This is a genomic window from Colwellia sp. MB3u-8 (assembly GCF_014076985.1).
Taxonomy (GTDB): domain Bacteria; phylum Pseudomonadota; class Gammaproteobacteria; order Enterobacterales; family Alteromonadaceae; genus Cognaticolwellia.
Genome location: NZ_JACGVA010000073.1, coordinates 151,248 through 164,700, shown reverse-complemented (window position 1 = coordinate 164,700; position 13,453 = coordinate 151,248). Strand labels below are relative to the sequence as shown.

Genomic DNA, 13,453 nt, shown 5'->3' with positions numbered 1-13,453 from the left:
ATGGATTTTATTGGTTTATTAGGCTTCTCTTTAGCCGTCGTGGTCTATGCATTACTCGCACTGCTCATTATTGCTGCCCGTAACCGCAGCTTAGTTGCACAGGCGGTATTATTTTGTACCTTAGCCACGTTAAGCAGTAATCTAGTAGCTGCCCTGCAAATTAAATTAGGTTATAGCCTGCAATGGGCTATGTTAGCAGATGGCTTTAAAATAGCCTGTTGGTCGTTATTAATTATTTTATTTAATACTGAGCATCGTGACTTTAAAGCACTGGTGAGCAATTACTACGTTCGCCAATACCTTAGTATTTGGCTACTGTTGATGTTGGCTTGTTGGTTGGCAAGTTACTGGTTAGATCACGCCTACAAATATATATTCCTGCTGTTTCTCGTGCTTAATTTGTGGATATTGGTGTTGCTTGAACCGCTTTATCGCAATGCTAGCCGAGAAGTACGTTGGGCTATTTGGCCATTGGTCGTCGCTCTTGCCAGTGTCGCTATATTTGACTTTGTGCTATATGCACAAGCCGCTATGGTTGATGGCATTAATTTTAACTTTTGGTTTAGCCGAGGTTTCTTAGCGCTATTTGTGGCACCATTTTTATTGATCAGCATTCGCCGTATTAACAATGGCGAAGTGCGTATTTTTGTTTCTCGTCACGTTGTTTTCTACAGCTCGATGTTGATGATAGCAGGCGCTTACTTACTGCTAATGTCAGTTACTGGTTATGTTATAAATTACCTAGGTGGAGAATGGGGTGGGTTAGTTAGCATTGGCTTTTTAATGCTCAGTGGTATTGTCCTTGTTGCTTTGCTGATTACAGAGTCTTTGCGCCGTCGTGTTAAAGTTTTTATCGCCAAAAACTTTTTTGCCAATAAATATGAATATCGCGACGAGTGGTTAAACCTGATTGAAAAAATTGAAACGGCTAGCGGCGAAAGCCATTATCAAATGGCAACACAATTTATGATGTCTAAAGTAGATGCTTCACGTGGGGCGATCATTAAAAATCTTACCAACCAGCAATATCAAATTCAATACAGTCATGGGCTTGAAATCAATGAAGAGATGGAACAGGAGTTTTTGGAAGTAGGGCTATTCTGCCACCAAAAAGGTTGGATAGTTGACGTCAATGAATACGCAAATTCTCCTTTGCTTTATCCTGAGTTAACCTTAGATGTTGCGCTATATCGGATTAACAAGATTCAAATTATAGTGCCAATATTTATTGGCAAAGCATTTTATGGCTTATTTTTACTTGCTGATGAAAATGAACTCAAAGGACTAAACTGGGAGGACAGAGACTTATTATTTGCCATATCTAAACAACTTGGCAACTTTATTTCACTCTATGAAGCCACCGATAAACTCAGTGAATCAAAGCAATTTGATGCCTTTAATCGTATGTCAGCATTTTTGGTACATGATCTGAAAAATGTTCAGGCGCAATTAGCCTTAATTACTTCGAATGCCGAAAAGCATCGAAATAATCCTGAATTTATTGATGACGTTTTTGAAACGGTCGAATCAGCAACACAAAGGCTAGGAAAAGTATTGTCTCAACTGCGAAAAAAACAGATTGAGCAGTCTTCTCATCGCCATACAGATTTAGCTACAATCGTTCAAAAAGTTGTTTCGCAATGTAATCAAAGCTTACCAAGGATTGAATTTGAGCAACATGGTAGTTGTGTGACTTATATAGATAGTGAATCCTTTCAGTCTGTTATGCATCATTTGATACAAAATGCACAAGAGGCAACAACAAAGGATGGTTGGATAAAAGTATCTCTTGTTGAAAAAAAACGTACCATTAGAATTATCATTGCAGATAATGGCTGTGGCATGAGTGAAGAATTTATTAAAAGTCGATTGTTTCGACCTTTTGACTCGACCAAAGGCAATGCTGGCATGGGCATTGGGGTATTCGAAGCAAAGCAGTTTTTTGAAAATATGGCGGGTATGATCAAAGTAGCAAGTACGCCTAAACAAGGAACAGTTTTTACTATTGATCTGCCATTAAAATTAGCGGGCGCAATAAGCGGTCAAGATTTACTATAAGGATCCAACCAGCATGGAAAAGATGTTAATCGTAGACGATGATAAAGGAATCCAAAAGCAATTAAAATGGAGTTTATCTGATTACGATGTTGTACTCGCAGGCGATCGTGAAAGCGCGATTGCTGCGGTTCGCCGTCATGAACCTAAAGTTATCACCTTGGATTTGGGCTTACCACCTGATGCAGCAAACGCCTCAGAAGGTCTCGCTGCATTGCAAGAAATTTTGACTATTGCACCTCATAGTAAAGTTATTGTCATCACCGGCAATGATGATCGAACCCATGCGTTAGCAGCGATTTCTGCTGGCGCGTATGACTTTTATCAAAAGCCGATTGAAACTGACGTGATTAATGTCATTGTTTCTCGTGCATTTAGTTTGGCAGCAATTGAAGAAGAAAACCTGAAAATGCGTGCGCTTGCCAGCAGTGATATGGGTATTATTGGCAACAGTGATAGTATTGAACGTTTGCGCATGATGATAAAACGTATTGCTCCAACCAGCATAACGGCTTTACTGTTAGGCGAAAGTGGTACCGGTAAAGAGGTAGCGGCTAATGCTGTGCACTTAGCGAGTGATCGTAAAAAAAAGCCTTTTATTGCGATAAATTGTGCCTCTATCCCAGAGACCTTATTGGAAAGTGAATTATTTGGTTTTGAAAAAGGCGCTTTTACTGGCGCGCATCGGGCCACTAAAGGAAAAATTGAATGTGCAGAAGGCGGGACATTATTTCTCGATGAAATTGGTGATATGCCCTATAGTTTACAAGCCAAATTGTTACGCTTTTTGCAGGAAAAAAATATAGAGCGTCTTGGCGGCCGACAAGAAATTTCAGTTGATGTCAGAGTTGTTTGCGCGACAAATCAAAATCTTGAACAGATGGTTGCGGATAAGACCTTTCGAGAAGATTTGTTTTATCGTGTTAGTGAAATCACTTTAAATATTCCGCCGTTACGTGATCGAGATGAAGACGTCATCATCCTTGCACAGTACTTTCTTCAACATTATGCTATGGAATATAAGCGTAACGTTAAAAGTTTCTCTGAAGATGCACTAAGCGCGTTTAAAGTGCACAAGTGGCCAGGTAATATACGTGAGTTACAAAACAAGGTAAAGAGTTCGGTTATTATGACGACGGGCACACAGGTAACCGCAATAGATTTAGGTTTCTTTGAGCATCAAGAGCAAGAGAAAAGTTTTGAACCTTCACTTAATTTACGTGTAGTTCGTGAGCAAGCTGAATCAATCGCCATTCAAAAAGCCTATAGGCTATCTGACAGCAACATGTCTAAAGCAGCTGATTTGCTTGGTGTAACTCGGCCAACACTTTATTCATTAATAGAAAAGTATGAGTTAAAAGTTAATGCTTAAATTTCATTTAACTTGATGGACTAAAATTTAGCTTACATGGATCCTAGGGCTGATAATCTAGCCTGGGTCATTTTTTTTAAGTCGGACTTCAGTCCGTCAATCGTTAAGTGGGAAATTAACTTGATAGGCCAAAAAACATTCGCAGTGGCTACTATTTTATCGATTGGCATTTAGCTCAACCTACGCTTAATCTGCGCAGGCAAAGCTATAACCATAAAGTGGGTTATTTTTGTGTGCTCTCGTCTGTATTGGTGTAAATACGGCTTTTATGTTTGAGTATTTTATCAACATAACGGGCCATTTTTATTTTTTGTTTTATATTACCTTCCAGTATTTCTTCTACTTCTCTTAATATCTCTTTAATGCTTTCCACTTTTTCTGAAGAATTTACCACAACTTGACTTGGCTCATTACTGGCCAGCTCTGTGGTATTTAGTGAGCCGGTAAGTTCAACTTCCATTTCTTGTGCAACTTCATTAATCGCATCAGTGTCTATACTTTTCAGTTCCTCCAAAAAACCAAATAAAAGTAACCGGTCGACAAAAATATTTATCTTTCGTGGTACACCGAGTGTTTTCTCATGAATGAGGTCAAATGCCGTATTTGAAAACAAATCATCTTTAATACAACCGGCCTGGTGCAAGCGATGATTTATGTATTCTTTCACCTCTGCTTTTGATAAAGGTTTCAAATGTGCAGAAGCGATAATACGTTGGCGAAATTGCTCCATATTAGGCGCTTGTATAATGCCTTTTAACTCTTCTTGGCCAAGTAAAAAACTCTGTATTAAAGGTTTATTATCCAGCTGAAAATTAGACAACATACGTAACTCTTCAACGGATTCACTCGGTAAGTTTTGCGCTTCATCAACAATTAATAAGGCTCTTTTTCCTTGCTGATGTAATCGAATCAGAAATTTTTCAATGCCTTGCAGTAAATCTGCTTTGCTATTACCAATAACAGAGATATCAAACTCTGAAGCGACTAATTCGAGTAATTCTTGAGGATTAAGCCTAGTGGTAACAAGCTGCGCTGCTACGATACTTTTATCGGCTAAGTTATTTAATAAATTGCGGGCAATAGTCGTTTTACCTGTACCTATAGGCCCAGTGACCACGATAAAACCTTCACCTTGGTCTAAACCATACTGTAGATAAGACAACGCTCTTTGATGATGACTAGACGCAAAAAAGAATCTCGGATCAGGACTTAATTGGAAAGGTCTTTCTTTAAAACCATAGTAAATTTCATACATACTGCTAAAAGCCTTTGGTGATTTTGGCGCTAACGCGGCCTTCTTGATAATTGAGTGGAGCATTGTCAGAGCTTCTGTTTAGATAGCTCAGAGCGAAATTAAAAGACAATACACTATTTAATGATGTTTCGTAGTTTAGTTGGTAACGTCGATACCTATCGGTACGCTCTAGCTCGGTAGCAATCTGCAAGCTAGTTTCAGTATAAGATAATTCAAAACCAAGACTAGAACGACCACTGACTTTTCGCTTTATGCTTAAACTAGCTGAGCTCAATTCGTCTTCAATACGGGTGTCGAGATTTTCGCGATTTTGCTGACTCGCACTAAAACTAATCGTTGTGCGCGGCAGTGTTAGTGAAGAGTTCCAGCTAAGTGTTTTATTAAGTGAAAAAACGTTATCTTCTACTAAAGTAAAATCTTGAATTGTCAATATCACAAAGCCCTGATCATCAGGTTCATTAGGATTTTCAGGAATAATAGTGTCACCCTCACTGAGAATACACTCCTCTATCAGTAACGAATTATTATTAGGACATAAATAAAATCCGACAATGTTAGCCGCAAAATTATTACGAGTTAAGGCCTGGATATCTTCAACATAACTAATGGTGTTGGTTAAGCGCCTATTGCTATGGGTTAAATCAACGCCATAACTATTACCATAAAAGCGTTCAGAAAAGTTTGCTGATAGTTTGGTACGGGGTGATGGTTGCCATAGCACTGCAGCATCAACATAGGCTTTTTGCTCATCGCCATCAATATCGAGTTTTTTACCATTTGGCTTATTATACGAAGTAGTGAGACGCAGTCGGGGAGAAATTAACCAGCGTAGACCTAAACCATATGAATTTGATTCCATTGAACGACTTGAATTATTAAAAGCACCACTATTGTCTTCATTATAGTAGCGCACAAAAGGATTGATTTTATAGTCAGAGATTAACCCTATTATGGCTTCACTTTGGCTCTGTTTACCATTCTGGTTATTGTTGCTTAGCTTTTGATAACTATGCTGTAGTGACCAAAAGACATGTCGAGCGCTTGTGCCGTTGGTACTGTTGATATTGGCAACTACACCTTGACGATTACCAATGTTATCTTCTGAATTGGTTTGACGATAGCCCAGAGTAGAATTTAAGATAAAATCACTATTATCAATATTATACTCAAGGCCACCGTTATAGGTTTCTACTCGCACAGTATCGGCTGAGACGATATCTGCTAAGGCATTTCTACTGCCATTACGGGATTGGTTTGAAATATTCACAGTACCAAAAAGTATAATGCCGTTAGGCCAAAGCTGAAACCGTAAATCACTCGCTACCGTGTGGTAGTCATTATCAAGTTTATGATCATGACTATAAAGTGCAGAATTACTTTGCGACGACAAAGTGAATTTTGCTTGTTGTGCGGTATAACTGGTTTCTATATCAACCCCAGCTTGGCTTACTAAGCTAGCTTGTTGATTATTAGAACCTAAACTAACATTGTCAGTATAGGTTTCATCAAGATGAATGCTCGGATCAAATTGCCAGTCACCTGCAAAGACGAAATTAGAGCAAATCAATGAAATAAAAACAGCATTGAGTTTAGTTTTTTTCGCCATACCCATAACCGTAATATCCATACAAATCCTTATGAGATTTTATTGCTTTATTAAGCACTATCCCCAATGCTAAATCTTCATTGAGGTGTTCAGTAGCAGCTTTAACATCAGCAATCGAAGTCTTTGATTCCTCAACAACAATCAGTGCTTGCCCCATTAAATTCGCCAGAACTAATGTTTCTGTTGTACCAATTAACGGCGGACAATCAAAAATAACGATGCGATCAGGGTAACGGTTAGCTAATTCACTAGCGAAGTTTGCCATCTTTTCACTAGCCAATAACTCGTTAGATAAATGGTGGGGTTTTCCAGCAGGGATTAATTTTAGCTTATCTATGTCAGTATCGTAAATTATATCGCTTACTCGTTCTGAATCACCCAGTAAGTAGTCGATAATACCTGGGTTTTCTTTAACACCCAGTTCACGTACAACACTCGGACGTAATACATCAGCATCGATAAGTAATACGGCTTTATCTTGCTCTAAGGCAATGCTTAAGGCTAAGTTTATAGCAACAAAGGTTTTACCTTCATTGGGTTTAGCACTACTCACCATAATTAAATTACTATGGTGAAGTGTTTTTGCCGCATTGCCGAAAGCATTATTGAGTAGTTTGCGCTTAATTTGACGAAACTCGTTTTTAATACTTTCTCGGGTGCCATTATCAATTAAGTAACCACGTTGGGCTAAGCCTATTTTATCAAGTGCCAATACCTCTTTGGGACCTAAATCAGTAGTATCTTTTTTAACCTGCTCCTGTGGAGAAGGTTGTCCTATATACCCTGAAGTGTCGGTATTTTTCTGCTGTTGTTTTGCAAGCGCTTTCTCGATGATACTCATAAATTATAAAATTCCTCGGAACGGCGCTAATATCGCATTGGGCGCTATGGCATAAAGTATAAAAAATGTCAGTATAATTAATAGCACGCTATTAGAAATAATAAATATCAGGGTTTTTCTTTTATGCCAGCGCTGCAGACCAAGATTTTCTGTCGCTGATACAATCCCAAAGACAGGAATGCCGGTGATTTTTGATACCTGACTACTGGAAGTAACCACGGGGTTAATTTGACTAAATAATAGAGATAAACCAACACCAACACCAAAAGCCAATATAGTCGAGCCAAATAAAAATAGTATGCGTTTGGGTCCTGCGGGCTCTGTAGAGGCTCTAGGCGGATCAATCACTCTAAACTGTATAGGATTAGTTGTATCACTTGCTTGCTGCGCTAATTTAGCAGTTTCTTGACGATTTAGTAGCTCTTCATACTTGTTTTTAGTAATGTCATAACCGCGATTAAGTGAGGTTAATTCCGCTTCAATTTCCGGCAGTATATGAATTTTACTTTCTAGCGCTTTAACTTGCTCACGATAATCTTTCGCTCGTACCGTAGCGGACGCAACTAAACTTTCTAACTGATTCACTTGTATTTGTAACTGTTGAATAACAGGGTTTTGGCTCGTTGAAAGTTTATTCCTATCACCACTATGAGTGGCATTTAAATATTCATCAATCTCTTTAGAACGTTTATTATTTAAGTGGTCAAGCCTACGTTTAACTTCTTTTACATCGGGGTGCATTTCAGTGTAACGTAATTGTAGCGAATCTAAAGTGGCTTCTAATTCAGCAATACGCTCGTCATAAGTGGTTTGAATACTATTAGAGTTCATAATGTTATTTTGGGCATTATCGTTACTTGACGGTGAAGAGCCTAATTGTGCTTTTGCTGACTCTAATTGCGTTTCTTGTTCTAGTAAACTCAACTCGGTTATTTTTAGCTGTTCTTTTACAATATTTAATTTTTGATAATAACCACCATATTGATCAGGTAATACACCACTATATTTCTGCTTAAAATCAGTTAACCTAGATTCAGAGGCTAATAAGCGATTTTCATAGTCTTTTATTTGCGTACTTATAAACTTCTGTGCTGAATTAGAATCATTGCGATTTTCGCCCAAAGTGTTTTCAATAAACACCGTTAAGGCAGAGTTAACAACATTTTTGGCCATTTCAGGATCTTTATGTAGGTAGGTAATGGTAAATATATTATCGTTTCGACCGCCGGTTTTTTTAATAATGATATTAGATTTTAATCCATCGATTAATGACTCATAATCTGCTGGGGTTTTAGCCTGCACATCAAGATCAGTCATACGGGTAATTCGCTCTAAGTTCGGACGACTTAGCAACGTTTTAATCATTAATCGAATTTGCACTTCAGGGTTCGTGTTAACCGTTAAGCCTTTTAACAGCGGACCTAGGATAGATTGAGTGTCAACGTAAATTCGGGCATCAGACTCATACTCATTATCCAGTTGGGCAATATAAACCCATGCCAGTGGGCATATTAACCAAGTAGATATAATAATAAAGCGTCGCTTAAGCCAAATGCCTTTAAGGTAATCTACAATTTGTTCTATAATTTCTTGCATTCCTGACCTCTAAAACAGGTAAAAAAGGTATTATGTTTAAAACCATGTTTCAGGTATTACAATAATATCGCCAGGTAATACATCAACATTAGCTGATATTTCCCCATTTTTAATTAAGTCTTCAATAAATATATCATATTGTTTTTGTAGACCGTTCTCTATTCGCACTAGTATTGCGCCGTTGCCATTGGCAAACTCGGTTAAGCCTCCAACCCTGATCATTACGTCTAATAACGTCATATGCTGAATATAACTAACCGACTGGGGCTGGGCTGCTTCACCAATAATACGGACTTGCTCACTAAAGGGTCCAACAAAATTATTAACCGTTACGGTCACCACAGGTTCTCGCAAATAGGTAGCAAGTATTTCTTCAATTGAGCGGGCAAGTTCCGTTGGTGTTTTGCCTGATACGGGAATATCTTCGACTAGCGAAGTGGTGATCATACCATCAGGACGGACGACAAAGGTGCCAGACACCTCAGGATTACGCCAAACAAAAATATTGACCACATCGCCAGCACCAATTAAATATTTGTATGAGTTAACATCAACAGTATTTGACGGGTGAAGCTGGGCAGGAGGTAATGTAGGTGAACTACATCCGGTTACAATATAACCTAGTGCAAGAAATGTCAGTGCTTTTAATGTATGAGTCATGCATTTTTCCATGGTATGAACCTTCTTATTTACAACTGTTTTTATATAAGCGATCAGATTGTAACTGTTTTTTATATAAGCGATCAAATTGTATGTGATTTTTACATTTGATGCACATTATTTAATGTATTGTAAGGATATTGTAAAATCTAAAGCATTGTAAAGATATTGTTAATGAAGTGAATTAAATATACTAACATTTCAAATACAAATCTTTACATTTAGTAATGGATCAACTCTAATAATGCATCAACTCTAATACACACCCTAGAAAATACAAGCATTGCATGCGGGTTTATTTTTATTCACTGAAAAGGAGCTTTCCAATCTTATGTCGAGCCTTAAATTTCGCGACTTATCTGCGGGTAGCAAGTCCTTAGTCTTAATTGAATTTTTCTGTTTTGCGGGCGCACTTTTGCTGAGCCTATACTTAAATAGTTTATTTAATTTTGTTGTTTACGATACACAAAGTATTGCGCTAAACGTGTTGTTTATCCAGGCAATTGTGTTTGCTTTAATGGTTCAGCTTTCATGTTTGGCAATGGGACTTTATAACTCAAAATTAAGGGAGAACTTGCGAGGCATAATGAAAAGATTACTGGTATCGCTCGTTATCGGTTTCTTTATTGTTTTTTTGCTCAACCCTATTTACGGTGCTGGCGCCGTAGCTATTGAGTTATTAGCTACGGCGTCATTGATAAGTTTTTTCATAGTAAGTGCTGTGAGGTGTTTAACGCTACAAATAGACTTTTTTAGTTTCAATAAGCGCAATATCCTAGTATTAGGAGGAGGTGAACGTGCCTCGATTATAGAAAGGCGAATGCGTCGTGAAGTTGACCGAAAAAACTTTTTTATTCATGGCTTTGTTGTCATTAATGGCGATGCTGACCATGGCATCATCAATGAAAATATCATTAAGTTAGAGACCTCATTAGTTAATTACGTGTTAGAGCATCAAATTGATGAAATTGTTGTGGCCAACGACGAGCGCCGAGAAAACCTACCTGTGGATGAACTTTTTGCCTGTAAAATTAGGGGCGTTGAGATAACAGAAATCCTTGACTTTATAGAGCGTGAAACAGGTCAAATCGCTGTTAATTTAATTTATCCAAGTTGGGTTATATATTCTAATGGCTTTGCATCATCTAATCATCTGCGAAACACTTTAGACTGGATTTTTAATGCAGGTATAGGCTTTATTTTATTGATGGTTACTTGGCCTATTATGCTAATGACTAGCCTATTAATTAAGTTAGATGAGGGGTTGAAAGCGCCTGTTTTTTATTTCCAAGAGCGTGTTGGCGCAGATGGCCAAGCTTTTAGTATTATTAAATTTAGAAGTATGCGACTTGATGCAGAAAAAAATGGTGCTCAAATGGCCTCAGAAAATGACGATAGAACCACAAAAACTGGCAGGTTTATTCGAAAATATCGTATTGATGAACTACCACAAATATATAACGTAATGCTGGGTGAAATGGGTTTTGTTGGCCCTCGTCCTGAGCGTCCAGAGTTTGTTCAGCAGTTGATTAAGAATATTCCATACTATAATGAACGTCATAACGTTAAACCGGGCTTAACAGGTTGGGCGCAACTTAAGTACCCATACGGCGCTACAGAAAATGACTCTTTCGAAAAACTAAAATACGATTTGTATTACATCAAACATCGCAGTTTTATGTTGGATTTACTGATTTTAATAAGAACAGTTGAAGTCGTTTTATTTGGCAAGGGCCGCTAAATTTCCTGTCCTAAGCCCTTTAAATTCAAGTGTATATGCATTTTAATTAAAGCGTTAGCGTCAAAGAATAATTCCACATTTATGTAGGTTTTACAGGGTAAGATGAATCACTTAAAACCCCCTTGTTAACCGCTATTCGTTAACTGAAAGCTGACAGCTAGCAACTTAAAACTTCAAGCTGTTGTTATCATTTAAAGGGTAGGTGCGTTAAGACACAACTCCATAAATCTTCTTTCATTAAAGGGCTCAGAAATCGAGAATCGTCCTAATTGAAATTTGTTAGGCTTTAATTGTTGATTGATAAAGTACCTAAAAGTGAAAGCAAGTTGATATCCTTGTCGATCTATTTCATCAAACATGTCTTTGTTGTAGGTTGAGGCATTGCCCACGGGGTAAGAAATAGACACTATTTTTTGAGTTAATTTTTCTTCTAATAACATTTTTGCATGCGATAATTCATGCGATAGTTCTTTGGCAGTTAAACTTGAAAAAATACGATGCGAATGTGAATGAGCACCGATTGCCATGCCGGCAGACTCCATTTCAGCTATATGCGCCCAAGTCATAAATTCACTGTCATAATGCTCTAATACCAAGCCAGTAATGTAGCGCAATTCTACTAATTGCTTTTCTATAGGCGCCGATGCCAACTTGAATTGGCTGAGTACGGCTCTAATTTTCTTATTTAACGTTGTGTTAGATAATACAATCGGTTTATGCCACGAAGGCAGACTCAGTTCATCTAAATTACACTGGCGAACATGCCAGGCAATTTCATCCCACCAGGGAACAACTTCTGATTCAATTAGCCCAGTAGCAACAAAGAAGGTTGCGGGAACATTCATCGCCCTTAAAACAGGAAAAGCTAATTCGTAGTTATCTAAATAACCATCATCAAAGGTAATGTAAGCGAGCCTTTTATCAACTACCTGGCCACTATTGACTATGGCGATAAAGTAAGCTTGATTGATGATTTCAAAATTATTTTTAATAAAAGACACATGTTTTTCTAAGTCTTCTACGCTACAAGAAAATATATTAGGGTCATACTTGCCTTTATTAGCGTCACCTATACGGTGAAAGTTAAAGCAATAAATGCCATTTTGTCGATAACGCCATAATATTTTTGTCATGCCTAAATGACGGAAAATTCGCGTTCTAATTTTATTCATCAGCATGCGCTATTTCGCAATGAAATCAGGTTTGGGTAAGATATAATCACGGTATTGATGAGGACTTCCTGCCTCATTTGCTTCGGCTGCTTTAATCATATTGTACATTTCCCTGCTATTAACGTAATGCAGTTGATGACGCTCACCATCGTTGTATTTAGCTTCTAAATAAGAAAACATATCATCAACAGGTTTCCCTAATAAAACGTCCATATCTCTTTCTTGTGTACCATGAGTGTGCACTTTAATGAATATCCAATCAGGCTTGCCCTTAACATGCACATCAGCTTCTACCCATAAATCAACACGCTTATCAGTTGGCTCCATGCCTTTTCTAATGTCAGCGTTCTCGATTTGAGGGAAAATGCCTTTTTTTAATTTTTTCCAGTTCAACATCAATGGACCGTTCACTATCATAAGGTCACCCCATGGGCTTCCTCCCACACTCACGTCAACACCCGTGTTATGCGATTTAGGTTTAAGCGCATCATCTTTGGCGTAATAGATACTATTAATGGTTTTAGGTTGTGTACTATGAGGGGCCGACGGATAGGTAAAGTCTGCGTAACAACCGGTTTCTTTTAAAACAATTAATTCGTCGTTTACACCACAAAGCTTACCGTCATGGCCTGAATTGTCTAATGTCCAATTACCATGAATAAAGCCATACATTAATTGCCCCGTTTCTGGGTGATGAGACAAGGCACCATGGTCATTATGTAAAATATGACAAAATTGGCTAATAGAGGCTCTTAGGTTATCAGAAGTGTCATTGTCATGATGCAGGTGTACTTCTATCTCACCAAAACCAGCGCGACATAATTTTGCGATTTTATCTAAATGTTCAACGCGATACTCTTCCTCGGGGTAGAAAAAGGTATGTTGAGGGTGTACACCGTTGGCATCAAGGTGTTTACTTGCCATGGCTGGATATTCTTTACACCAACGGTCAACACGGCTGCGTTCAATATCAATGTTATTTGGCTTACCCCATTGTGGTTCATAGTGATCAACAAAGGAGAAAATAATATGTTTGGTATTTGCCGCGTTGTGGGCTGGCTTGTTCATGCGTTGTTTAATGTATTGTGGCAGCCACTCCTGCATATTTTTTTTCTTTAAAATAAGAAAAAATAGATATAAAGCTATTATAAATAA

General features: G+C 38.0%; 10 protein-coding genes. 3 read left to right on the top strand and 7 right to left on the bottom strand.

The features are described from left to right. Both prsK and prsR read left to right on the top strand, forming a co-directional pair. Complete coding sequence (gene prsK / locus H4J54_RS17595) at positions 1-2,058, top strand: XrtA/PEP-CTERM system histidine kinase PrsK (RefSeq protein ID WP_182192285.1); 2,058 nt, start codon at positions 1-3, stop codon at positions 2,056-2,058. 13 nt (positions 2,059-2,071) lie between these two features. Next, positions 2,072-3,427, top strand: a complete 1,356-nt coding sequence (gene prsR / locus H4J54_RS17590) for a PEP-CTERM-box response regulator transcription factor (protein WP_182192284.1) — start codon at positions 2,072-2,074, stop codon at positions 3,425-3,427. 223 nt (positions 3,428-3,650) lie between these two features. Here the strand turns inward: prsR and H4J54_RS17585 are convergent, their stop codons facing one another. The 5 genes from H4J54_RS17585 to H4J54_RS17565 are packed head-to-tail and all read right to left on the bottom strand — an operon-like array spanning position 3,651 to position 9,385. Next, entirely contained in the window at positions 3,651-4,682 is a 1,032-nt protein-coding gene (locus H4J54_RS17585; RefSeq protein WP_182192283.1) for an XrtA/PEP-CTERM system-associated ATPase, read from the bottom strand. 4 nt (positions 4,683-4,686) lie between these two features. Next, the gene (locus H4J54_RS17580) at positions 4,687-6,309 is read right to left on the bottom strand and encodes a TIGR03016 family PEP-CTERM system-associated outer membrane protein (protein WP_182192282.1); all 1,623 of its coding nucleotides are present in this window, start codon (positions 6,307-6,309) and stop codon (positions 4,687-4,689) included. Further along, positions 6,272-7,129, bottom strand: coding sequence for an XrtA-associated tyrosine autokinase (locus H4J54_RS17575; protein WP_182192281.1), 858 nt, complete (start codon positions 7,127-7,129; stop codon positions 6,272-6,274). Before H4J54_RS17575 ends, H4J54_RS17580 begins: the two co-directional genes overlap by 38 nt. 3 nt (positions 7,130-7,132) lie before the next feature. Next, positions 7,133-8,725: an XrtA system polysaccharide chain length determinant gene (locus H4J54_RS17570; RefSeq protein WP_182192280.1), complete on the bottom strand. Its 1,593-nt coding sequence runs from the start codon at positions 8,723-8,725 to the stop codon at positions 7,133-7,135. Between the two features lie 36 nt (positions 8,726-8,761). Then, complete coding sequence (locus tag H4J54_RS17565) at positions 8,762-9,385, bottom strand: XrtA/PEP-CTERM system exopolysaccharide export protein (protein ID WP_259367055.1); 624 nt, start codon at positions 9,383-9,385, stop codon at positions 8,762-8,764. 331 nt (positions 9,386-9,716) lie between these two features. Here H4J54_RS17565 and H4J54_RS17560 point away from each other — a divergent pair, with 331 nt between their 5' ends. Next, entirely contained in the window at positions 9,717-11,126 is a 1,410-nt protein-coding gene (locus H4J54_RS17560; protein ID WP_182192278.1) for a TIGR03013 family XrtA/PEP-CTERM system glycosyltransferase, read from the top strand. 191 nt (positions 11,127-11,317) lie between these two features. Here the strand turns inward: H4J54_RS17560 and H4J54_RS17555 are convergent, their stop codons facing one another. Next, positions 11,318-12,298 (bottom strand): polysaccharide deacetylase family protein, encoded by a 981-nt coding sequence (locus tag H4J54_RS17555; protein ID WP_182192277.1) that lies wholly within the window; start codon positions 12,296-12,298, stop codon positions 11,318-11,320. A 9-nt stretch (positions 12,299-12,307) separates the two neighbouring features. Beyond that, positions 12,308-13,402 (bottom strand): hypothetical protein, encoded by a 1,095-nt coding sequence (locus H4J54_RS17550; RefSeq protein WP_259367054.1) that lies wholly within the window; start codon positions 13,400-13,402, stop codon positions 12,308-12,310. Positions 13,403-13,453 lie beyond the last annotated feature (51 nt).